Source organism: Chryseobacterium salivictor, assembly GCF_004359195.1.
Classification (GTDB): domain Bacteria; phylum Bacteroidota; class Bacteroidia; order Flavobacteriales; family Weeksellaceae; genus Kaistella; species Kaistella salivictor.
In genome coordinates, this window is record NZ_CP037954.1 from 323,975 (window position 1) to 347,864 (window position 23,890).

The following is a 23,890-nucleotide window of genomic DNA, read 5'->3' on the forward strand; positions in this document are numbered from 1 at the left end:
ATAAATGGTAAGAAAACTATGATTTCATTGCGCTAAGCATTCCGCCGTAAACTCTGTTAAGACTATTAAGGTTAGAAGTTAATCCTGATAATTCTTCGTTAAATTTCTCTGAATGTAAAGCAGATTTCTGCATGTCTTCTACATACTTTTTGCTATATTCAGTTTGCGTTTTTCCGTGCTCCAACTGGAGTGCGTATAATGCATTCATGCTTTCAAGATGACTTGCTGCCAACATCAGCTGATCGTTATATTTTGCGGTAGAACCACTAACATCCACTGTTTGATTGATTTGATCTACAGAACTTGAGAATTTTTCGATTCCTGTTCTTAACCGGTCAAATAAGTTTACATCCAATTTAGCATCAGCAAGCATTTTATCTAATTTATCCGACAAAGAAACCTCCAGTTCTTTCACTTCTGCCAATTGCATTGCACCGGAAGAATGTTTTGGATTTGGAGTGGCATGGCTATCTAAAAGTTCCGGATACACGTTTTCCCAAGCATAAGATTCTTCAGATTTTGGAGCATCAAATGCGAAGATCGTAAAAATAACCGCCTCAGTAATCAAACCGATCGCCAAAGTTACATTACCTGTAAGCGGACCAATACTCCAGTGGGTCATTTTGAAAAGTGCTCCTAAAATTACGATTGCAGCCCCAATTGAGTAGATGAAATTATAAGTTGCTTCTTTAGTTTTAAACATGTGCTATGATTTTATTAGTGGTTATTAAGTAATTACTGTTTTTTTTTAATTTGTTCTCTTCTTGTATTTAGCAGTTCCCTCAGGAATATCCTGAACTGTTCTAAAACCAATATAACTTCTTGCCGAATCTTTTCTCTCGTAATCTCTAGATCCGGTCATTAACAAATAACCGATATCTTTCCAAGATCCACCGCGTACTGTTTTCCGAGGCTCTCTGTATGCTTGATTGGACAAATAAGGATTCAAGGTAGACGCAAACTGGTAAGTTGAATTATTGTAAGGAGATTCCGTCCATTCTGCAACGTTCCCTGCCATATCATAAAGCCCAAATCCGTTTTTAGGGAATTTCTTTACGGGAGCAGTATAGGTGTACGTTCCTTTCTTTTCATCTTCGATATAATTACCTCTTTTCGGTTTAAAGTTTGCCAAATAACATCCTCTGTCATCTTGCAGATAAGGCCCACCCCAAGGATAGGTTGCGTTCTCTTTACCTCCTCTGGCCGCATATTCCCATTCAGCTTCAGTCGGAAGACGGAATGACATTGCTTTTTGCTTTTTCTTTTTCAAAGATTCGTTATAATCGGATTTTAACTTTGATTTAAAATTACAAAACGCTCTTGCCTGATCCCAGGTTACTCCGACTACAGGATAATTTTTGTAAGCACTGTGCCAAAAATAGCCATCATACAGAGGTTCGTTATATGCATAATTAAAATCCTTTAACCAAACCGTGGTATCGGGATAAACGGCGATACTTTCTTTTTTCAAATATTTAGCACCTCTTGATTTATCTTTAACTGCAGACTCAATATCTTCCCAATTGTAAGCGTACTTCAGTTTTCTGGTATCAATAATTCGCTCATTATTGATTCTTTCTGCCGGCGGAAGGTACACTGATTCTAAAATCTCTGCATACTGAGCATCCGGATAATCCGAAGTTCTCCATTTCAACGGAACGCTCCAATCTAATTTTTTAGACTCGTCATAACCATCTCTTCCCCCCTGGGACTCCATAAACTCCTGGTAAGCATTGGGAGTGGTACCTGCTTTTTTAGAAGCGTAGGCAAAACTACCAATCCCTGCTCCTGAACCGTCGCCAGCTGCTTCAGCTAATAAAGAGCGCACGACACTATCCCGAACATAATTAATAAAAACTCTATACTCGGCATTAGTGATTTCGGTTTCATCCATAAAGAACGAAGAAACAGTAACCGTTTTAAGCGTTGCCTTTTCGGGAGTATTGGTAAAATCCTGATCAGCTAAACCCATCACATAAGACCCGGCAGGAATTGCCACCATACCGTAAGGTCTTTCTGAAACAAAGGATTTTGATTTGTTTCTAGGTATCAACTCTCCTTTGGATCCTCCCTTGCCGGCTGAGCTTCCCCCGCTTTTTGAACACGAGATTACTACAGTAGCTGATAATAATATAAGGAATACTCTTTTCATTCTAATAATTGAAATTAAGCGGTAAATATATAATTTTTTGGAAAAACATTTATGATTTTTTTTCCAAAACGTAAAAATGTCTGTATTATTTTACAATCATTTACTTTTTATTCAACAGTAACTGATTTTGCAAGGTTTCTCGGTTGGTCAACATTGGCTCCTCGGTACACTGCAATATAATAAGCCAGTAATTGTAAAGGTACGGAGGCGATAATTGGGGAGAAACATTCTGAAGTTTCCGGGAATTCAATTACATAATCTGCCACAGAAGCAACTTGCGTGTCACCCTTGTTTACCACTGCAATAACTTTACCTTTTCGCGCTTTAATTTCCTGAACGTTACTTACAATTTTGTCATAATGCCCTTTTTTCGGAGCGATAATAACGATTGGCATATTTTCATCGATCAAAGCGATCGGACCATGCTTCATTTCGGCTGCAGGATATCCTTCTGCATGAATATAAGAGATTTCTTTTAACTTCAAAGCTCCTTCCAGCGCCGCAGGGAAATTATATCCTCTTCCTAAATAAAGGAAATTCTGGGCATCAACAAAGTTCTTTGCAATTTCCTTTGTAATTTCGTGGGTGGTTTCTAAAACTTCCTGAACTTTTTGCGGAATGGTATCCAGTTCGGTGATTAATCTCATGAACTCCTGATTGCTCAAATGTCCGTTGTGCTTCCCTAATTTTAAAGCAATCAAAGAAAGAACGGTCAACTGGGCAGTAAACGCTTTTGTTGAAGCAACACCGATTTCCGGTCCTGCGTGCGTATAAGAGCCTGCATCAGTAACTCTTGAAATGGAGGAATCGACGACGTTACAAATTCCGTACACGAAAGCGCCTCTCTCTTTAGCCATTTTAATAGCGGCCATCGTATCGGCAGTTTCACCTGACTGTGAAATTGCAATCACGATATCTTTTTCAGAAATAATTGGATTTCTATATCTAAATTCCGAAGCATATTCTACTTCTACAGGGATTCTTGCAAACTCCTCGATTAAATATTCTCCGATAAGACCGGCATGCCAAGAAGTACCACAAGCGATAATGGTGATTTTCTGTGCTTGGTTTAATCTTTCCAGGTTATCCCAGATTCCGGCCATTTTGATGATCCCTTCTTCTACCAATAGTCTGCCTCTTAAAGTATCGTGAATTGATTTTGGCTGTTCGAAAATTTCCTTTAACATGAAATGTTCGTAACCTCCTTTTTCAATCTGCTCCAAACTCAGTTTTAACTGTTGAACTTCCGGGGTAATTTTTACATTATCTTTAATATTTCTGATGTCAACACCGTTTTCTAAAGAAATAGTAGCCATGTGACCTTCTTCTAAATAAACGGCCTCTTTTGTAAATTCAACAAAAGGAGAAGCATCCGAAGCAATGAAATATTCATTATTTCCTAAACCGATGGCTAAAGGAGAACCTAATCTGGCAACCACCAATACTCCGGGAAAATCTTCGTGCATCACTGTAATTGCATACGCACCGAAAACTTCATTTAAAGCATAACGAACTGCCGTAGGGAAATCCATTTCCTCATTAATATCCATAATATATTGGATGAGATTCACCAATACTTCTGTGTCTGTTTCTGACTGAAAAGTAAATCCTTTCTCGGTCAACATAATTTTCAGGGTATCATAGTTTTCGATAATCCCATTATGAACCAAAGCGATTTTTTCATTATTTGAAAGATGTGGATGTGAATTTCTATCACTTGGAACCCCGTGTGTTGCCCATCGGGTATGCCCCATTCCTATATGTGCGGTACCTGCTAAATTTCCTGAAATAGCGACCAAATCATCTACTTTACCTTTCGTCTTTGAAACACTAAAAACTGAATTATCATTTTCGAGTACAATTCCCGCACTGTCATATCCTCTATACTCTAATCTGCGAAGCCCATTGATTACAACTTCATAAGCATCCTGAAAACCAGTATATCCTACAATTCCACACATATAATATCTTATTTTTTAGTTATTGTTTTTCTAATTATTGTTTTTGTCCGTAAGTCAGGATCAATCTTGCACTTTTATCATTGCCTGGATTTGTAAGATCGGTTCCTACCAATACCGCTCTGTTAGGGGTGTAACTTCTGGTATTAAAATTCTGAGCACCTAAAGAAGGATATAAAGATCCTACTAAATTACCTCCGGCATCTGTAGTATAAGCACCAACATTTAATATCAGATCGTAATTGCGTTCTTGTTTTTCAATAATATTTTTAAAGGTCTGCGTAATTCCAATATCATAGTATGCTGGATTTTTTTGCAAATCATAGGCTTTCACCAAATTATAAATTCCGGTGCCTGCTAAAGCACTCATGTCAAGCAAATAATTGTCAAGATATTCTTTCTCCCCTGGTTTAGGAGCTAAGTTTCTTTGTCTTACAACAAAATAATTAGGTTTTGCGTAATTATTAGACCAACTGGATACATCAGTATAGATACGGATTTTGGCTGAAATAATACCAATCTTATTATTGTTAAATAAAGTTCTGATATTGGCAACATCTGCAGCTGGAACCCGAAGACCAATTCCCGGGCCTCCCATTCCCTGTGCAAAAAGCTTTGCATCACCGGTTATTTGGTTTGTTGTCGCTAAAGCAGTTGCCGAAGGTGTTCCTGTACGGTTGAAAGCAATCTGATTAAAAAACGCATTAGAACCTCCCATATTCATCATGTACACCGACTGCTCTCTGGTGGTTACTCCATTAGTGACTTTATCATTTTTGTAATAAAGATTAAGCTCTGTGGTAGTAGGATCAAAATTAAGAAGATAGCCGTCGTTTTCATCAACAGAAACTTTAATCCCTTTAAAATATCTTATAAATGAAGCTGCATCGGCAAGCTCCGGAGAAGAGGCTTTATTAATAATCTTATTCGCAAAAAACGCACTGTCTAAAGGGATTCTCAGTGCAGCACTTCTTTCAAACAATACTGTATCATCACTCGTTTTGGTCACTTTAACCAAATGAACATTTCCGTCAAAAGTTTTTGCGCCAATCTGCGCACCTGTATTCACAACTTTGTTAGAATAAACGACATCCGTATTTGAACCTAAAAAGTCGGTAACTTCATAAACCTTAAAGTTCAAAAGCGTTTTCCCTCCAATTTTGGTATTACCATATTTAATCACTGGATAGGTACTGACAACTTTTTTCGACGGTACAGCACCTTCCGGATAAATATATTTATCATTGGTCACTGTAGTCACAGAATCTGCTGCATACTGCGGCTTAATGACCAATACCGCTGAATCCAGTTTTGCATTGGTTCCAAAATCGGGATTTGCTCCAGATAATCTAACCTGAGAAACGTATGCAGATTTCTGCATTCCAAATTGAGACTCCGAAAAAGCGCCCAAAGTTGCACTTTGCAACCGCGCCGCATCTGTTCTTATGGAATCGTGATTATTGGAATTATAAGCGATAATGGGGTAAGATACTTCCTTCCCTTTCGCTCCGTCTTGAAAAAATTGTGAACCCAACTGATCTGCATCCGGTTCACAATTCACTAAAATTAAACTCCCAATTACTAATGTTGCAGTAATTTTGAATAATTCTTGGATATTTCTTATCATTAAATATAAATTGATTTAGTATAATTTGTTGATTGAATCAGCGTCGATATATTCTGATTTGGCCGTTTTAGTATCGGTGAAAGCTTTGTTAAGATCCTCTTCAAGGAATTCATCACCTTTTATTACTAAATCAACCATATCGATACTTTCGATAACGAAACTCTGAAAACTTGGATTTTTAAACGCTTTTAGTCCGGTTATATTGTCGAACTTCATTTTTTCTTCTACAGATTCAGATAATGCCATGTTATCCTCATTATAAACAGAAAGCACTATTTTTGAATCATTAAAATAAGAATCATTTTTGTAAAAAGTCTTTAAATAAACCGGTATAAATGAGGCCATCCATCCATTCAGGTGAATCACATCGGGCACCCAGTTAAGCTTTTTGATGGTTTCGATCACTCCTCTGGCAAAGAAAATCGCACGTTCATCATTATCGGTGAAAGGCTGTCCTTTATCGTCGATGTAGAATTGTTTTCTCTTGAAATACTCTTCATTGTCGATGAAATAAACCTGCAATCTCTCTCCCGGTAAGGATGCTACCTTAATAATCAGGGGTTGATCCAAATCATTAATAATAATATTCATTCCGGATAGACGAATTACCTCATGCAATTGAAATTTTCTTTCGCTGATCTGGCCAAATTTTGGCATAAACACTCTCACATCATTTCCGTCTTGGTGCATTTTGAGTGCCATTTTACTCACCATTGTCGCCATATTGTTATCTTCCTGATAAGGAGACATCTCCGTGGTTACATATAAAATCTTTTGGTTCGGCATAAATTCTAACTTTCTTCTAAATTTTTGGGCAGAATATTCTACAAGGCAAATTTACGAAATTTTAATGTAATAATTTTTAATTAACATTAATTAAGATTATTACCCAAAAAAAATGACAGTATTCTAAAAAAATCATAAAAATTTACCTGCCCGTTTGCGGGAAATTGTTATTTTTACAAGGATAATCTAATTAATTATGGAAATTTTCAGAGACAAAAAAACACTTATAGATTACGTCGAAAGACAGAAAGAAATGGGCAAAAAAATCGGTTTTGCTCCAACAATGGGTGCATTACACGAAGGCCATCTTTCACTATACAAAATAGCCGCCGCAGAAAACGATCTGGTTATTTCCTCCATTTTCGTGAATCCTACTCAATTCAATAATCCTGATGATTTAACCAAATACCCGCGTGATACCGAACGGGATATTGCGCTGCTGAAAAACACCGGAATTGTTGATGCCTTATATCTGCCAGAAGTTGCCGATCTCTATCCAGACGGACTAAAAAGTAAATCCTATGATTTCGATGGTCTGGAAAATGAAATGGAAGGTAAGTTTCGTCCCGGACATTTTGATGGAGTAGGAACAGTAGTAGAAGAACTGTTAAGACAGGTAAAACCCAACAATGCTTATTTCGGGGAAAAAGATTATCAACAATTGGCTATTATCGAAAAGCTGGTCGACCAGCTACACCTTCCTGTGAAAATCCACGGTGCACCAATTTATCGGGAAGCAAATGGGCTCGCCATGAGTTCTCGAAATGAAAGACTAACCCCTGTTCAAAGAGATGCAGCCAAAGTGATTCACGATACTTTGTTAAAAGTAAATGACTGGTTCCGGGTCATTACCGTTCCTGAAATAAATAAACGCGTGAAAGATATTTTTGATGACCAGCGCGGAATGACTTTAGAATATTTTGAAATCGCCGATGAAAAAACTTTAAAACAAACCGATTTCTTTTATAAAGATAAAAAGTACCGCGCGTTTATCGTCGTAAATGTTGGTACAGTGCGGTTAATTGACAATTTGCATTTGGATTAAATTCTTTGAAACCTAAAAAAGAGTGTACTTATATTGATGCTCAACTCCGAATATTTGAAAAATAAATGACAACCTATAAATACTTTTCATAAATTCCCCTGGGTATCCATCTTAAGGGGATTTTTTGTATGTTTAACTTTTTATTAATTAACCTCTTATCAAAAACGAAAACATGAAAGCACTGCTCTATCTTGCACTCCTGCTTCCCGTCAATTTTCTGGCGCAGGAAAAAACAAATTCCGAAAAATTCTGGACACAATTAGCAGCACATTGCGGAAAAGCGTATGAAGGTGAAATAATTTCCGGAGGTGCTGAAGGCGACGGATTTACCGGCAAAAAACTCATAATGCACGTTCGGTCATGTGAAAAAAAAGAGATCAAAATTCCTTTTTTCGTAGGTGACGATAAATCCCGAACGTGGGTCCTGCATATGAATCCCGATAAAATTTTAAGTTTAAAACACGACCACCGAAATCCCGACGGAACCGAAGAAAAAGTAACGCAATATGGTGGCACAAGTTCAAATGTAGGTCTGGAGAACCTTCAAATGTTTCCTGCTGATGCACATACCACCCAGATGTTGCCGAAAGCAGCTACCAATATTTGGTGGTTCACCATTGATGGTGAAAGTTTCACTTATAACCTTCGCAGAGTCGGAAGCGACCGTTTGTTCACCGTACGATTTGATTTGACTAAAACGATTGAAACACCAGGCGCGCCTTGGGGAACAAAAAATTAAAATCAATCGCTAAATCATAAATCCAGTATAAAAAACATCCATTTTGAGTCTACAAAATGGATGTTTTTTATTGCCGAATAGCTGATTATTCAACCCTGAAAGAAACCTTACAAACGCATCCGTAAGTTGAAATTTCACCATCTTTCACATGGCATTTCATATCTTTTACATAAACGCTGTCGATGTTTTTTATGGTTCTCGAAACTTCTTTTACGGCATTTCTCACAGCGTCATCGAAACTAATTTCTGAAGTAGCAATTACTTCAAGTACTTTTACAATCATAACAGGTGTTTTTAGGTTACCCTAAATTTAATTTAAACATTTCAAACCAAAGAAGATTTAACAAACTTTAATACAATACATTAAGGAATAAATTTTAATCTAATCATTAGGTGCTCAGATAAAAATCCCATACAAAAACAGAAAAATTAATGATCAAATCTGAACCAGTCATTCTGAAATCTGCGATTATCAACTCCAAAATTTGAGCTTAAACGATAAAATAACAATACCTATTTTTTAAATAAAGCGAAATCATAAAAAAATACTGTTACTATTTAAATCTACTTATAAATCAATAGTTTAAAAAAAAAACGTAAAATGTAACTGGCATTTTTTGGAGATTCAAAATATTTATATAGATTTGCAGTCTTAAACGTTCTTTAAAACATCGCAACTTATTCAGAAAAGTGGAGGGAATTGACCCTATGAAACTTTGGCAACCTGTTTAGAAATAAATAAGGTGCAAAATTCAACTCGCCAGCGCGGGAAAGATAAGTCAGATATTAAAATTTAGAAAATAGAATTTCTATATATTAAGCTCTTTTGATTTGTCGAAAGAGCTTTTTTTATGCTCTTTCGACAAGTATTTTCAAAGGATAAGTTGCAAAATTTAAAACAAATTAATTAAAATATGAGCAATTTAAAATTTGAAACTTTACAGGTTCACGCCGGTCAAACCGTAGATCCAACCACCAACTCACGAGCTGTTCCGCTCTATCAAACCGCCTGCTATACTTTTAATGATGCAGATCATGCAGCTAATCTTTTTGGGTTAAAAGAATTCGGAAATATCTATACGCGACTGATGAATCCAACCACCGATGTTTTCGAAAAAAGAATGGCTGCTTTGCACGGCGGTATCGCAGCTTTGGCAACAAGTTCGGGACATGCCGCACAGTTTTTAGCATTGACCAACATCCTGCAAAACGGCGACAATTTCGTGAGTTCTCCCTATTTATACGGCGGAAGTTATAACCAGTTCAAAGTCTCCTTTAAAAAATTAGGGATAGAAACGCGCTTCGCAGATAATAATGACCCAGAAAATTTCGACCGGTTGATTGACGAAAATACGAAAGCCATTTATTTGGAAACCATTGGAAATCCAAGTTTAAATATCCCGGATTTTGAGGCAATTGCGGAAGTTGCCAAAAAACACGGTATCCCATTAATTGTCGATAATACTTTTGGTGCTGGCGGTTATCTTTTTCAGCCCCTGAAGCATGGTGCGAATATCGTGGTAGAATCTGCTACCAAATGGATTGGTGGGCACGGAACTTCTATAGGCGGAATCATTATTGATGGTGGAAATTTCGATTGGGGTAACGGAAAATTTCCGCAATTATCCGAACCTTCTGAAAGTTATCACGGCTTGGTATTTTCAGATGTTTTTGGGGTAGATTCTCAGTTTGGAAATATCGCATTCATCATTAAAGCCAGAGTTGAAGGTATGCGTGATTTCGGCCCTGTGATTTCTCCTTTCAATTCTTTTCTTTTGTTGCAGGGTTTAGAAACATTGTCGCTTCGCTTAGAAAGAACGGTGAGCAATGCGCAAACCATCGCTGACTATTTGGAAGATCATCCTAAAGTAGAAAAGGTACTATATCCGGGATTATCGAGTTTTCCGGATCATGAAAATGCCAAAAAATATTTAAAAAAAGGTTTTGGCGGCGTGCTTAGTTTTGATATTAAAGGAGGAAAAGAATCCGCTGTGAAATTCATTAATCATTTATCCCTGATCAGTCACGTTGCGAATGTTGGAGATTCGAAAACTTTGATTATCAATCCGTCATCAACGACTCACGAACAACTTTCTGAAGCCGAACAAGAAAAAGCAGGCATTCGCCCAGGTCAAATAAGATTGAGTGTGGGAATCGAACATATTGACGATATTATCGCTGATTTGGAATCAGGTTTTTCGATCATTTAATTATTAAAGTTAAAAGAAAAGAGTGAATAATTTCACTCTTTTTTTATTTAATAAATATTTAGTTTATAATCTAACAGAGGAAATTTAGCCATTTTATTTTTCTCAAGTTTCCTTGTAAAACTACTTCAATCATCGAAGTACAAATGCATCCGCAGAATCTTTCAACGCAAAAAATTAAAAAATTCAGAAGCAACTTCAGAGGAGTCAGAGATCGGGCGTTTTTTCTATTCAGACTACAAAATATTTTGGTAGTGTCTTAAAGAGTGTGTAAAAAAAATGTTGTCGTTGTTGTTGATTTGGTTTAGAAATGTGGGTAACTTTAAGCGAAGCGTAAAAAAGTTATCCATATTTCTAAATCAAACCGCTACTTCTATGTTTGCTTTTTTTTAAGTTCCTCTATTTCTCGAAACGTTGTTACTGGATAACTGTAAGATTTATATTCTTTTTCCATCGCAACAGAACCCATTAAAAAAAGTATTGATTCTGGACTAGACATCGCTCCACGCATTTTCAAAACCCTTTTGTAATCCCTGTTCAAGCGCTCGATCCAGTTCGTTGTATAAATCCTTCGCTGGATCGAGGGTGGATAATTTAAGTAGGTAAAATAAGCGATGTTTCGCTCGTTTGAGAACGATTTCAAACTTGAATAACTTTTTTGGTACTTCTCTACAAAACTACACAAATTTTTAAATGCTTCTACAGCAGTGATACTTTTTGTTTCAATAGCAAATGTTTCCAGTAGTTCTTTACCAATTTCCAGTCTTTTTGTACGTGGAAAAACTGCTAATATATTCCGTTTGATATGCACCACACAAAGCTGATGTGAAGCATTGGGAAAGGATTCTGCAATCGCATTCTCAATTGAAGTCAAACCATCTGAGGCAATTAATCCAACACTTTGTACACCTCTTTCTTTTAGGGATTCCAGTTCCATTTGCCACAATGTAGCACCTTCTGTTGGATGATTGACAATACTCAGAACTTCTCTTGATCCGTCTTCTTTGATCCCCAAAATCGTGTAATAACCTTCTTTACTAACTGATTTGTCTCTTCGTGTATGTACAAAAGTAGCATCAATATAAAGTACCAAATAATGTGATTCTAATTTTCGTTTTAGCCAAATATCAACTTCCTCACGACTATCTTTCATCAGATAACTAATCTGCTGTTTGCTGTATTCTTTGCCATAAATCTCTTCGTATACATCGCTAACCTGCTCCGTGGTTAAGCCACGACGATATAAACTGAAAATTAATTTGCGGCGTTCTTCATCTTCGTTGCGAAGTACATTTAATAAAACTGGATAAAATGTACCATTTCTTGTTCTTGGTACTTTTAAAATCATCTCTTTGCCAAATCCCCTGGCTTTTCTCTCCCGGTATCCATTGCCATAGTCTCCTTCATTCTCCTGCTGATGAAGATGTCTTTCACTTTTCATAAAAGCATTTAAGGTTAATTGCATCAATAAGTTGCTCCCATTTTCAGAATTTGCGACATTTAATAATAAATCCGAAATTTGTTCTGTGTAAAGTTCATAAGTCTGTACATTTATTTGTTGTAATTTAAAAATACAACTTTTTACTTTACACACTTTTTTAGTACAGTATCAACTTTTTGCTTAGTCCCCAAGTTTTGAAACTGATCCTTTTCTTTTTTATTTCAGTATTTTCTCTGATTTCAGGTCACAAAAAAAAGCCCATCAAAATAAATTGATGAGCTTTAAAAAAACTGGCGGCGACCTACTCTCCCGCGTTAGCAGTACCATCGGCGCTAGAGGGCTTAACTTCTGTGTTCGGAATGGGAACAGGTGAGCCCCTCTGCTAAAACCACCCTAAAGGTTGTTTTGTACAAAAGGTTGTACAGTATATGTATATTAGTAGGTTATAGATGCTAGGTGGTAGACCGTGGTCTATCATCTATCCGTCTATCATCTTTTAGTCTAACTAAAAAATCGATAAAAACGTTCACAAAGAGCAAACCTTGTTGCACTTCCAAGTACCTTAATTAGGCAATAAATCTACGGGTAATTAGTACTACTCGGCTATGACATTACTGCCTTTACACCTATAGCCTATCAACGTTGTCATCTCCAACGACCCTTAAAAGATGTCTCATCTTGAGGCAGGTTTCGCACTTATATGCTTTCAGTGCTTATCCTTTCCAAACGTAGCTACTCAGCGGTGCTCCTGGCGGAACAACTGATACACCAGAGGTTTGTTCAAATCGGTCCTCTCGTACTAGATTCAAGCCCTCTCAAACATCTAACGCCCGCAATAGATAGAGACCGAACTGTCTCACGACGTTCTGAACCCAGCTCGCGTGCCACTTTAATGGGCGAACAGCCCAACCCTTGGGACCTTCTCCAGCCCCAGGATGTGACGAGCCGACATCGAGGTGCCGAACCTCCCCGTCGATATGAGCTCTTGGGGGAGACTAGCCTGTTATCCCCGGAGTACCTTTTATCCTATGAGCGATGGCCCTTCCATACGGAACCACCGGATCACTATGTCCTGCTTTCGCACCTGATCGACTTGTAGGTCTCACAGTCAAGCACCCTTATGCCATTACACTCTACGCACGGTTACCAAGCGTGCTGAGGGTACCTTTGAAAGCCTCCGTTACTCTTTTGGAGGCGACCACCCCAGTCAAACTACCCACCACGCAATGTCCTTCCGTTAAGAAGTTAGGCTCCAAATAAACAAAGGGTGGTATTTCAACGTTGACTCCACCGACACTAGCGTGCCAGCTTCAAAGTCTCCCACCTATCCTACACATTGTTTATTCAAAGTCAATACGAAGTTATAGTAAAGGTTCACAGGGTCTTTTCGTCCCATTGCGGGTACTCGGCATCTTCACCGAGACTACAATTTCACAGAGCTCATGGTTGAGACAGTGCCCAGATCGTTACACCATTCGTGCAGGTCGGAACTTACCCGACAAGGAATTTCGCTACCTTAGGACCGTTATAGTTACGGCCGCCGTTTACTGGGGCTTCAGTTAATTGCTTCGGTTACCCTAACAACCTTCCTTAACCTTCCAGCACCGGGCAGGTGTCAGACCCTATACAGCATCTTTCGATTTAGCAGAGTCCTGTGTTTTTGATAAACAGTCGCCTGGGCCTCTTTACTGAGGCCAGCATTGCTGCTGGCGTCCCTTCTTCCGAAGTTACGAGACTATTTTGCCTAGTTCCTTAACCATGATTCACTCTAGCACCTTAGGATTCTCTCCTCGACTACCTGTGTCGGTTTTGGTACGAGTTGCTTCACTTCGGCTTTTCTTGGAAGCACTTTCCCTACAACAACTTCGCCCGAAGGCTAGGTCTTGACTATTCCGTCAGTCTCCAGTAAGTACGGCACTCCGTCCCCTTTTTAGTGTGAGCAAGTATGGGAATATTAACCCATTATCCATCCACTTCCCCTTTCGGGTTCGCGTTAGGTCCCGACTAACCCTCAGCTGATTAGCATGGCTGAGGAAACCTTAGTCTTTCGGTGAGGGGGTTTCTCGCCCCCTTTATCGTTACTTATGCCTACATTTTCTTTTCTGTCCGCTCCACAACATCTCACGACACTGCTTCGGCGCAAACAGAATGCTCCCCTACCAGATATAATTCAAAAATTATAAATCCATAGCTTCGGTACTATACTTATGCCCGATTATTATCCATGCCGAACCGCTCGACTAGTGAGCTGTTACGCACTCTTTAAATGAATGGCTGCTTCCAAGCCAACATCCTAGCTGTCAATGCAGTTCAACCGCGTTATTTCAACTTAGTATAGATTTGGGGACCTTAGCTGTTGGTCCGGGTTCTTTCCCTCTCGGACATGGACCTTAGCACCCATGCCCTCACTGCTGCGAAACATTTATTAGCATTCGGAGTTTGTCAGGAATTGGTAGGATTTGACTCCCCCGCATCCAATCAGTAGCTCTACCTCTAATAAACTTGTCGCAACGCTGCACCTAAATGCATTTCGGGGAGTACGAGCTATCTCCCAGTTTGATTGGCCTTTCACCCCTACCCACAAGTCATCCGAAGACTTTTCAACGTCAACCGGTTCGGTCCTCCACTTTGTGTTACCAAAGCTTCAACCTGCCCATGGGTAGATCACAAGGTTTCGCGTCTAATACTACTAACTAAGCGCCCTATTCAGACTCGCTTTCGCTCCGCCTCCGTACCTGAAGTACTTAAGCTCGCTAGTAAAATTAACTCGTAGGCTCATTATGCAAAAGGCACGCCGTCACCCAACTTGTGGGCTCCGACCGCTTGTAGGCGTACGGTTTCAGGTTCTCTTTCACCCTTCTATTCGAAGTGCTTTTCACCTTTCCTTCACAGTACTTGTTCACTATCGGTCTTTCAGGAGTATTTAGCCTTGGAGGATGGTCCCCCCATATTCAGACAGGATTTCACGTGTCCCGCCCTACTCATTTATCATCTATGTATGCCTTTTAAATACCGGGCTATCACCGTCTATGGCTGTTCTTTCCAGAACATTCTTCTAAACATATAAAGACTTTTGGGCTAATCCGCGTTCGCTCGCCACTACTTACGGAATCTCTTCGATTTCTTTTCCTCCGGGTACTTAGATGTTTCAGTTCTCCGGGTTTGCTCTCTAATAAATTAGAGTGACTGGTCTTCAACCAGCCGGGTTGCCCCATTCGGACATCTGCGGATCAATTCGTGTGTGCCGATCCCCGCAGCTTTTCGCAGCTTACCACGTCCTTCGTCGCCTCTGAAAGCCTAGGCATCCGCCATACGCCCTTAACGATTTCTTTCCTAATAATATATTAGTTCAGTTTTTTGTCTAACATTGCTGTTAGACTAGTTTTATTTAAACTCGGCACTCGAAAGTGCTCGGTTTTCTCTTTGTGATGTTCTTATCGTTAATGTCAATGATCTTGTATCTTATTAATCGTCTAATGAACAGAAATTGTTTTTGGCTCTTTCCGTAACTTTTAAACTAAACGCTTAATACGTGAATAATTAAGGTATCGCTCCTTATAATAAACATTCTATTATGTCTATTCTGCCTCCTCTGGCATCATTCTTAATTCTATATTGTAAATATCTTCTGTGCTTGCTTCTTTTTGAAGCGTTTCGTTACATCTCTGTAACTATTCTCACTATATTGCTATAGTATCGTGGAGAATAAGGGAGTCGAACCCTTGACCTCCTGCGTGCAAGGCAGGCGCTCTAGCCAACTGAGCTAATTCCCCGCTAGTCTGAGTAGGTGAGTGATCAGTAATTGAGTCTTTGAGTACTGCTACTCTACAACTCATCTATTTTACAACTCCTGTACTCGCAATTAGTAGTCTCGGGCAGGCTCGAACTGCCGACCTCTACATTATCAGTGTAGCGCTCTAACCAGCTGAGCTACGAGACTCTCAATGAGTAATGGGTGATGGGTAATTAGTAATGTTTTTACTTAATTCCTCCCTCATACTCTATCTCTTTCCCTGATTACTAATCCTAGTGGGTATATTTTTAAATAATCAACCGTCCAAATAAGAAAAAACTGAAGCTAACTTTGAGCAAGTGCTCTGATACTTGCGTATCGTGTTGTTTGTTTATACTCTCCTAACGGAGAGTCTCAAAAATGAGATGTTCCAGCCGCACCTTCCGGTACGGCTACCTTGTTACGACTTAGCCCTAGTTACCTGTTTTACCCTAGGCAGCTCCTTTTACGGTCACCGACTTCAGGTACCCCAGACTTCCATGGCTTGACGGGCGGTGTGTACAAGGCCCGGGAACGTATTCACCGCGCCATGGCTGATGCGCGATTACTAGCGATTCCAGCTTCATAGAGTCGAGTTGCAGACTCCAATCCGAACTGAGACCGGCTTTCGAGATTTGCATCACATCGCTGTGTAGCTGCCCTCTGTACCGGCCATTGTATTACGTGTGTGGCCCAAGACGTAAGGGCCGTGATGATTTGACGTCATCCCCACCTTCCTCTCTACTTGCGTAGGCAGTCTCACTAGAGTCCTCAACTAAATGTTAGCAACTAGTGACAGGGGTTGCGCTCGTTGCAGGACTTAACCTAACACCTCACGGCACGAGCTGACGACAACCATGCAGCACCTTGAAAAATGTCTTGCGAAAGGTCTATTTCTAAACCGGTCATTTCCCATTTAAGTCTTGGTAAGGTTCCTCGCGTATCATCGAATTAAACCACATAATCCACCGCTTGTGCGGGCCCCCGTCAATTCCTTTGAGTTTCATTCTTGCGAACGTACTCCCCAGGTGGCTAACTTATCACTTTCGCTTGGTCTCTGAGACTTGCGCCCCAAAAACGAGTTAGCATCGTTTACGGCGTGGACTACCAGGGTATCTAATCCTGTTCGCTCCCCACGCTTTCGTCCCTCAGCGTCAGTTAAATTATGGTAACCTGCCTTCGCAATTGGTGTTCTAAGTAATATCTATGCATTTCACCGCTACACTACTTATTCCAGCTACCTCTAATTTACTCAAGACCGACAGTATCAACGGCAGTTTCATAGTTAAGCTATGAGATTTCACCACTGACTTATCGGCCCGCCTGCGGACCCTTTAAACCCAATAAATCCGGATAACGCTTGCACCCTCCGTATTACCGCGGCTGCTGGCACGGAGTTAGCCGGTGCTTATTCGTACAGTACCTTCAGCTATCTACACGTAGATAGGTTTATCCCTGTACAAAAGAAGTTTACAATCCGTAGGACCGTCATCCTTCACGCGGGATGGCTGGATCAGGCTCTCACCCATTGTCCAATATTCCTCACTGCTGCCTCCCGTAGGAGTCTGGTCCGTGTCTCAGTACCAGTGTGGGGGATCTCCCTCTCAGGACCCCTAAAGATCATCGACTTGGTGAGCCGTTACCTCACCAACTATCTAATCTTGCGCGTGCCCATCTCTATCCACCGGAGTTTTCAATATTAAATGATGCCATCTAATATATTATGGAGTATTAATCTTCCTTTCGAAAGGCTATTCCCCTGATAAAGGTAGGTTGCACACGTGTTACGCACCCGTACGCCGCTCTCTCTATTCCGAAGAATAAATACCGCTCGGCTTGCATGTGTTAGGCCTCCCGCTAGCGTTCATCCTGAGCCAGGATCAAACTCTCCATTGTATGTTTGTCTGACTCACTCAAAGTTATTACCGCTTTAGTTTTTCCTTACTTTTTTGGTTGTTATTTGTATGTCAATGATCTATTGTTCTTTTCGCGTATATCCGGAAACTCTTTCTGTCGTTGGTTCCGAATTGCGAGTGCAAAAGTATAACGTTTTTTATTAATGACCAAATGTTTTTGAAAGAAATTTAAAAGTTTTTTAAGTAACCAATAATCTCTCCTCATACCCATCCAATCCGCTTCTCCTTCGCTCCCATACTCTTTCGATTTGGGATTGCAAAGATAAGAAGTTTTTGTTAATCCACAAGCTTTTTTAAAATTAAATAAAAGAAATCTAACCCTCCTACCCTTTCTACATTACCTGCTCTGTCTACTTCGCTACTCTGTTTATTAGAGTGGTGCAAATGTAGTTCTACTATCTGTATCCCGCAACTTATTTTGGGACTAATTAGGAAATGTGAATAACTAATATTGCAACTTATTAATTAATAGTAAAATACAAAATATTTGGAGTTATCCACTTTATGTCAAAATACCGCAAGGGACTGGATCTATAGAAAAACAGCACTCAAACTACGGACAGGAGCGGGGGTTTGGACAGGAAAAACTGCAGATATTGGAAAATAGTTCATCTATATAAGAGGGTTTCCGAAAAATCTCAAAAAAGCGTACCTTATTTTTCTGCATCCATTTTAATCATAAAGTAAATTTCCGTGTAAGATTTCTTCTTATGAGGGGAATTCTTCAGGGATAATATTACTCTGGACGCTGATTGGAAGGTTCTGATTTAGTTGTGGACATTATCCGACTAGCTATCGCTGACCTTATTTCAAAATTAGAGTGTACTTCTTTTAAAAACACGTAATACTATATGAGAAAGCCAATATTAAGGATCTGTATCAAAATATCTCTATGATATACCGTTTTACTCATCCTGCAAAAATTTCAGATAAAATTTAAAAAATTGGTTTAAATGAAATTTATGCATAGTCATATACTTTTATTATTTTTGTTCAATGACAAATCGCTTTGCACACTATTAATTATGTTTACTAGAGTTTATTGCGGAAGTCTTTCAATTTACCAGCACAGAATATTCTGATCCGTTCTTTTCTATTTTTAAGAAAAAACAAGTCATATCATTTCTGGTCAGATTGCAATCTTTTCATTATAAAGCCACCTTCATACCTTACGAGTCAGCATACAGTCAGCATACACTACAAGTTGGTATAGGGTTGGGTGCAATAGAATCCGGTTAACAGGCGTTTGAAGGGCGCGGTTTTATTCCGCACCGAACCCATTTAATTTTTCTCATGAAGTTTTGTGCCTAGTTTAAGGAGAGGCGGCTCAGTTTTTCCCAATAAAAAAGCCGACTCCTATGAGACGGCTTTGGTTGTTTTTAACGTAAAAGTTAATGTTAATCGACTTCGATAATTTCGTATTCAACGGGCATTGTTCCTTTTCTAGGATCGCCGATTGATTGGTACGCTGCCTTAGAAAGATCGAGTGCTCTTGAAGAATGAAAAGGACCGCGGTCATTTATTTCTACAATTACACTTTTTCCTGATCTCAGGTTGGTAACTTTTACCATTGTCCCGAAAGGAAGCGTTCTGTTGGCGGCAGTTAATTTTTCATTACTGAAAACTTCCCCGCTTGCTGTTTTTTTACCATTAAACTTATCGTGGTAAAACGATGCAAAACTTGTTTTTTTAGCATCTTCGGCAGTTGTTTTAAAAGAAAACAGGCCGAGTGTTGAAATCATCATTATGATTAGGAGTATTCCTCTTTTCATCATTTTGAATTTATTTTTATGGGTTTTGACTCTGCAAATTTATCCCGAAATTGACTTATACAACACTCCGACAGTTAAACAGTCTTAACGAATTGTTAAATTTTTGTTAACAACTCCCGCATTCCCTTTAATACCAGTGATCTACAAACTATGTTAAATTGTGTTAAAAAATAGGTTTAAATGTTAACAATATTAACTAATCATTACATAGCGACCAGACTTAGTTAGTTACAATCAACTGAACGACAGATCATTAAATAAAAAATACTTCCGGAAAATCCAGAAGTATTTTTTCACTAATTACCTTTACACAATTGTCAAAAAAATGACCAAATATTGCAATATCTTAAACTAATTCTCCGTACAAATCAAACTCTTCTGCGGAAGTAATTTTGATATCGGCAAATTCACCGATGGACAAATAGGTATTTTCTGCCGGAACCAAAACGGTATTGTCAACATCCGGAGAATCGAACTCTGTTCTTCCCACGAAATAATTTCCTTCTTTACGGTCAAAAATACACCGGTACACTTTCCCGATTCTTTCCTGATTTTTCTCCCAGGAAATCTGTGACTGCAATTCCATAATTTCTTCAACTCTTGCTTCCTTTACTTCCTGTGGAACGTCGTCCTCCAGAACGTAAGCGGTCGTATTTTCTTCATGGGAATAGGTAAAGCAACCTAATCGGTCGAATCTCTGTTCCCTAACCCACTCTTTCATCTCCTGAAATCTCTCTTCTGTTTCGCCAGGGAAACCGACAATCAGAGTTGTTCTGATCGCCATATTGGGAACTTTTTCTCTGAATTTATCCAACAATGCATTGGTTTTTTCGTGAGAAGTTCCACGTTTCATGGCTTTCAACAAATCAGAATTGATGTGTTGTAACGGGATATCGATGTAGTTACAAACTTTCGGTTCGTTTTTAATGATCTCTAAAACATCTTCGGGGAAACCAGTTGGGAACGCGTAATGCAAACGGATCCATTCAATTCCTTCTACTGTTACCAAACGCAAAAGCAAATCGCCCAAGGCTCTTTTCTTATATAAATCTAAACCATAATAAGTTAAATCCTGCGCAATTAAAATGAGTTCTTTAACTCCCTTTTTCGCTAATTTTTCTGCTTCAACCACTAAGTTTTCAATTGGTGTTGAAATATTTTTTCCTCTCATTAAAGGAATCGCGCAGAAAGAACAGGGGCGGTCACATCCTTCAGAAATCTTCAAATAAGCGTAATGTCTTGGCGTGGTCACCATTCTCTCGCCCACCAGTTCGTGTTTGTAATCGGCGCCCAAATGTTTTAATAATAAAGGTAAATCACGGGTACCGAAATATTGATCAACATCCGGGATTTCTCTTATTAAATCCGGTTTGTATCTCTCTGATAAACAGCCCGTCACAAAAACCTGCTCTACTTCGCCTCTGTTTTTCGCCTCAACAAATTCCAGAATGGTATTGATGCTTTCCTCTTTGGCATTATCGATAAAACCGCAGGTATTGATAACCACGATATCGCCTTTTTCTTCGTGTACCACCTCTTTTCCGTTGGCTTGCAGTTGTCCCATCAACACTTCAGAATCATATACATTTTTGGAACAGCCTAATGTTACGATATTGATTTTCTTTTTTCCGACGGATTTTGTACGCATATTTTTAATATAATAAGTTGATTAGCAATTGCTAATTTTTTGTGGGTGCAAATTTAGTGATTTATTTGTTAGAGAAAACCAAAATAACTTTGAAGATTTAAAAGAAAAAATCCTTTCAGCGACAGTTCGCTCAAAGGATTTTAAATATTCTTAGCGGTTCAAAATTTTGTTTTAAAAACCACAAAGGCACAATAGCTATGTTATTTTTTAAGTTTTTTAAAAGAACAAATAAGGAAACTGCCCTAAAAAGGTGTCTTTTTACTCTTTCAGAAGTTTTTATTTCCAGATTATTGTGATTTAAATATTTTTTTCATTTCAAAACAGGCCTATTGAAATTTCGAAATAAAAGTTTTACACCAGCTTCTTCAGATAATCACCATAACCGCTTTTTCCGTATTTTTCGGCAGATTTCAGCAACTCTTCTTTATTAATGAAACCTTTCACGTAAGCGATTTCTTCGATACAGGAAATTTTGAATCCCTGCCTTTTCTCCAAAACCTTGACAAACTCTGAAGCTTCATGCAAAGAATCGAAAGTTCCGGTGTCTAACCAAGCCGTTCCACGAGACATTACACCGACTTCCAACTGTCCTTTTTCAAGGTAAATTCTGTTGACATCTGTAATTTCCAGTTCTCCTCTTGGTGAAGGTTTCAGGTTTTTTGCAATTTCCACTACCGAATTATCATAGAAATATAATCCCGGAACGGCAAAGTTAGATTTCGGATCTTCCGGTTTTTCTTCGATAGAAACTGCTTTTAAATTTTCGTCAAATTCAACGACGCCGTATCTTTCAGGATCTGAAACCTGATAAGCGAAAACGCAACCTCCTTCTACACTGGTTTTACTTTCCAAAAGCTCCGGCAAACCCGCACCGTAGAAAATATTATCTCCCAAAACCAAGGCAACAGAATCGTCACCAATAAACTCTTCGCCCAAAATAAACGCCTGGGCTAAACCGTCTGGACTCGGTTGCACTTTATACTGAATCGTACAGCCTATCGCCGAACCATCTCCCAAAAGCTTAATGAATCCTTCCTGATCGTGAGGTGTTGTAATAATTAAAATATCCTTAATCCCGGCCAACAACAATGTCGAAAGCGGATAATAAATCATCGGCTTGTCGTAAACCGGCATTAACTGCTTGCTAACCGCGATGGTTAATGGATAAAGTCTTGTTCCGGAGCCGCCGGCGAGTATTATTCCCTTCATTTTAAAACAAATTACACGAATTATTACGAATTACTCGAATTTTCGTTTTGGTTATAAATTAATTATTCTTTTGTATTTTAAAGATTTTTCACCAAAATTGATGAGTAATCCTAATTTTTTATTGGTCGCTTTCAGATAATTCAGCGTCTGCTTCGTAAAATTTTCGTGCAAAAATGACACGGATTTTACTTCCAAAATAATGTTATCAAAACAGACAAAATCTGCTTTGTATTTTTTATCTAGTTTCTCACCGTTGAAAAATAAATCTAATTTTACTTCTCTTTGATATGGAATTTCATTTTTAATGAATTCCTTTTCTAAAACTTCGCAGTAAACCGCTTCCAAAAAACCATTTCCCATTGTGGAATGAATATTCATACAAATTCCGATAATTCTGTAACTTTCTTCTTTATATAAAATTTTCTCTTCCATCATTCGAGAAATTCGAGTTAATTAGCGGAATCCGTATATTGCTCTGCATAATAATTCTGATAATCTCCCGAAGTTACATTTTCCAGCCATTCTTTATTCTCCAGGAACCAGTCGATTGTTTTGCTTAATCCCTGTTCAAAAGTTACGGAGGGTTTCCAGCCCAATTCTTTGTTGAGTTTTGTAGCATCGATGGCGTAACGAAGATCATGACCTGGACGATCTTTCACATAAGTGATGAGTTTTTCTGAGTGACCCGTTGGATTCCCTAATTTTTCATCCATTTGTTTGATGAGTTCTTTGACCAAATCAATGTTTTTCCATTCGTTGAAACCACCGATATTGTATGTTTCTCCGGTTTTTGCTTCAAAAAATATCTGATGGATTGCTTTGGCGTGATCGATAACGTACAGCCAATCTCTGGTATATTTACCGTCACCGTAGATTGGAAGCGGTTTTCCATTCAAAATATTAGAAATACACAATGGAATTAATTTTTCCGGGAAATGATTGGGACCATAATTATTGGAACAGTTTGAAATAATAAACGGCATTCCATACGTGTTTCCGTAAGCGCGGACCAAATGATCAGATGCTGCTTTACTGGCGGAATAAGGAGATTTTGGATCGTAAGCCGTGGTTTCTAGAAAGAAACCCGTCTCGCCTAAACTCCCGTAAACTTCATCGGTAGAAACGTGATAGAATAAATTTTTTCTTGTTTCATCAGGGAAATTCCCGTGTTGATGATCTGGGTTCAGAGTCCAGAATTCTTTGGCTAAATTCAAAAGATTTGCTGTTCCGTTGACATTGGTATTAATAAATGCATTTGGATCGGTGATGCTTCTGTCCACATGACTTTCTGCTGCCAAATGGATAATTGCGTCGGGATTGTATTTTTCGAAAACTCTTCGCAATTCATCCACATTGGTAATGTCTGCTTTTTCGAAAACATAATTCGGTTCGTTTTCAATGTCTTTTAAATTTTCAAGATTCCCGGCGTAGGTCAAAGCATCGAGATTGATGATTTTGGATTCAGGATGGTTCTTTACAAATTCACGAACGACGTGAGATCCGATAAACCCGGCTCCACCGGTGATGATTATGTTTTTCATAGAAATTGAATGCTTAGTATTTGAGTGTTTGGGTGTTTGGGTGTTTGAGTATTTGAGTATTTGAGTATTTGAGTTAA

The 23,890-nt window shown here is 38.8% G+C and carries 15 protein-coding genes, 2 tRNA genes, 3 rRNA genes and 1 riboswitch; of the genes, 3 read left to right on the plus strand and 17 right to left on the minus strand.

All coding sequences use genetic code 11. The features are described from left to right. Positions 1 to 16: 16 nt before the first annotated feature. From porL to NBC122_RS01635, 5 genes are all read right to left on the minus strand, one after another. Positions 17 to 703, minus strand: coding sequence for a type IX secretion system motor protein PorL/GldL (porL, locus tag NBC122_RS01615; RefSeq protein WP_133438703.1), 687 nt, complete (start codon positions 701 to 703; stop codon positions 17 to 19). A gap of 45 nt (positions 704 to 748) precedes the next feature. Continuing rightward, positions 749 to 2,152, minus strand: a complete 1,404-nt coding sequence (gene porK, locus NBC122_RS01620; RefSeq protein WP_133438704.1) for a T9SS ring complex lipoprotein PorK/GldK — start codon at positions 2,150 to 2,152, stop codon at positions 749 to 751. 107 nt (positions 2,153 to 2,259) lie between these two features. Continuing rightward, entirely contained in the window at positions 2,260 to 4,113 is a 1,854-nt protein-coding gene (glmS, locus tag NBC122_RS01625; RefSeq protein WP_133438705.1) for a glutamine--fructose-6-phosphate transaminase (isomerizing), read from the minus strand. A 34-nt stretch (positions 4,114 to 4,147) separates the two neighbouring features. Next, complete coding sequence (locus tag NBC122_RS01630) at positions 4,148 to 5,737, minus strand: DUF4270 family protein (RefSeq protein WP_133438706.1); 1,590 nt, start codon at positions 5,735 to 5,737, stop codon at positions 4,148 to 4,150. A gap of 15 nt (positions 5,738 to 5,752) precedes the next feature. After that, positions 5,753 to 6,523, minus strand: coding sequence for a glycogen/starch synthase (locus tag NBC122_RS01635; RefSeq protein WP_133438707.1), 771 nt, complete (start codon positions 6,521 to 6,523; stop codon positions 5,753 to 5,755). 196 nt (positions 6,524 to 6,719) lie between these two features. Between NBC122_RS01635 and panC the strand changes: the two genes are divergently transcribed. Both panC and NBC122_RS01645 read left to right on the plus strand, forming a co-directional pair. Continuing rightward, the gene (gene panC / locus NBC122_RS01640; RefSeq protein WP_133438708.1) at positions 6,720 to 7,568 is read left to right on the plus strand and encodes a pantoate--beta-alanine ligase; all 849 of its coding nucleotides are present in this window, start codon (positions 6,720 to 6,722) and stop codon (positions 7,566 to 7,568) included. A 172-nt stretch (positions 7,569 to 7,740) separates the two neighbouring features. Further along, positions 7,741 to 8,307, plus strand: coding sequence for a hypothetical protein (locus NBC122_RS01645; protein WP_133438709.1), 567 nt, complete (start codon positions 7,741 to 7,743; stop codon positions 8,305 to 8,307). An 85-nt stretch (positions 8,308 to 8,392) separates the two neighbouring features. Here NBC122_RS01645 and NBC122_RS01650 read toward each other — a convergent pair whose 3' ends face one another. Continuing rightward, on the minus strand, positions 8,393 to 8,590 hold the full coding sequence (locus NBC122_RS01650) for a dodecin family protein (protein ID WP_133438710.1): 198 nt from the start codon (positions 8,588 to 8,590) through the stop codon (positions 8,393 to 8,395). Positions 8,591 to 8,982: 392 nt separating this feature from the next. Beyond that, positions 8,983 to 9,088: riboswitch (SAM riboswitch) on the plus strand. A 133-nt stretch (positions 9,089 to 9,221) separates the two neighbouring features. Between NBC122_RS01650 and NBC122_RS01655 the strand changes: the two genes are divergently transcribed. After that, positions 9,222 to 10,517 carry an O-acetylhomoserine aminocarboxypropyltransferase/cysteine synthase family protein gene (locus NBC122_RS01655; protein ID WP_133438711.1) on the plus strand — a complete coding sequence of 432 codons (1,296 nt, stop codon included), beginning with the start codon at positions 9,222 to 9,224 and terminating at the stop codon, positions 10,515 to 10,517. 370 nt (positions 10,518 to 10,887) lie between these two features. Here NBC122_RS01655 and NBC122_RS01665 read toward each other — a convergent pair whose 3' ends face one another. The 11 genes from NBC122_RS01665 to rfbB all read right to left on the minus strand — a co-directional run bounded on the left by NBC122_RS01665 (position 10,888) and on the right by rfbB (position 23,813). Beyond that, complete coding sequence (locus NBC122_RS01665; protein WP_221343586.1) at positions 10,888 to 12,108, minus strand: IS256 family transposase; 1,221 nt, start codon at positions 12,106 to 12,108, stop codon at positions 10,888 to 10,890. Positions 12,109 to 12,243: 135 nt separating this feature from the next. Beyond that, a 5S ribosomal RNA gene (gene rrf, locus NBC122_RS01670) occupies positions 12,244 to 12,351 on the minus strand. Positions 12,352 to 12,524: 173 nt separating this feature from the next. Further along, positions 12,525 to 15,287, minus strand: a 23S ribosomal RNA gene (locus NBC122_RS01675). A gap of 367 nt (positions 15,288 to 15,654) precedes the next feature. Continuing rightward, positions 15,655 to 15,728: transfer RNA gene (locus tag NBC122_RS01680), tRNA-Ala, on the minus strand. Between the two features lie 93 nt (positions 15,729 to 15,821). Beyond that, positions 15,822 to 15,895: transfer RNA gene (locus tag NBC122_RS01685), tRNA-Ile, on the minus strand. Positions 15,896 to 16,106: 211 nt separating this feature from the next. Further along, positions 16,107 to 17,623 (minus strand): 16S ribosomal RNA (locus tag NBC122_RS01690). Together the 16S, 23S and 5S rRNA genes with 2 tRNA genes alongside form the textbook arrangement of a ribosomal RNA operon. Positions 17,624 to 19,040: 1,417 nt before the next feature. Next, positions 19,041 to 19,418, minus strand: coding sequence for a septal ring lytic transglycosylase RlpA family protein (locus NBC122_RS01695; RefSeq protein WP_133438712.1), 378 nt, complete (start codon positions 19,416 to 19,418; stop codon positions 19,041 to 19,043). 343 nt (positions 19,419 to 19,761) lie between these two features. After that, complete coding sequence (gene rimO, locus NBC122_RS01700; protein WP_133438713.1) at positions 19,762 to 21,063, minus strand: 30S ribosomal protein S12 methylthiotransferase RimO; 1,302 nt, start codon at positions 21,061 to 21,063, stop codon at positions 19,762 to 19,764. A gap of 351 nt (positions 21,064 to 21,414) precedes the next feature. After that, the gene (gene rfbA / locus NBC122_RS01705; RefSeq protein WP_133438714.1) at positions 21,415 to 22,272 is read right to left on the minus strand and encodes a glucose-1-phosphate thymidylyltransferase RfbA; all 858 of its coding nucleotides are present in this window, start codon (positions 22,270 to 22,272) and stop codon (positions 21,415 to 21,417) included. Positions 22,273 to 22,323: 51 nt separating this feature from the next. Next, on the minus strand, positions 22,324 to 22,707 hold the full coding sequence (locus tag NBC122_RS01710; protein ID WP_246012417.1) for a GxxExxY protein: 384 nt from the start codon (positions 22,705 to 22,707) through the stop codon (positions 22,324 to 22,326). Between the two features lie 14 nt (positions 22,708 to 22,721). Beyond that, the gene (rfbB, locus tag NBC122_RS01715) at positions 22,722 to 23,813 is read right to left on the minus strand and encodes a dTDP-glucose 4,6-dehydratase (protein WP_133438715.1); all 1,092 of its coding nucleotides are present in this window, start codon (positions 23,811 to 23,813) and stop codon (positions 22,722 to 22,724) included. Between the last annotated feature and the right edge of the window lie 77 nt (positions 23,814 to 23,890).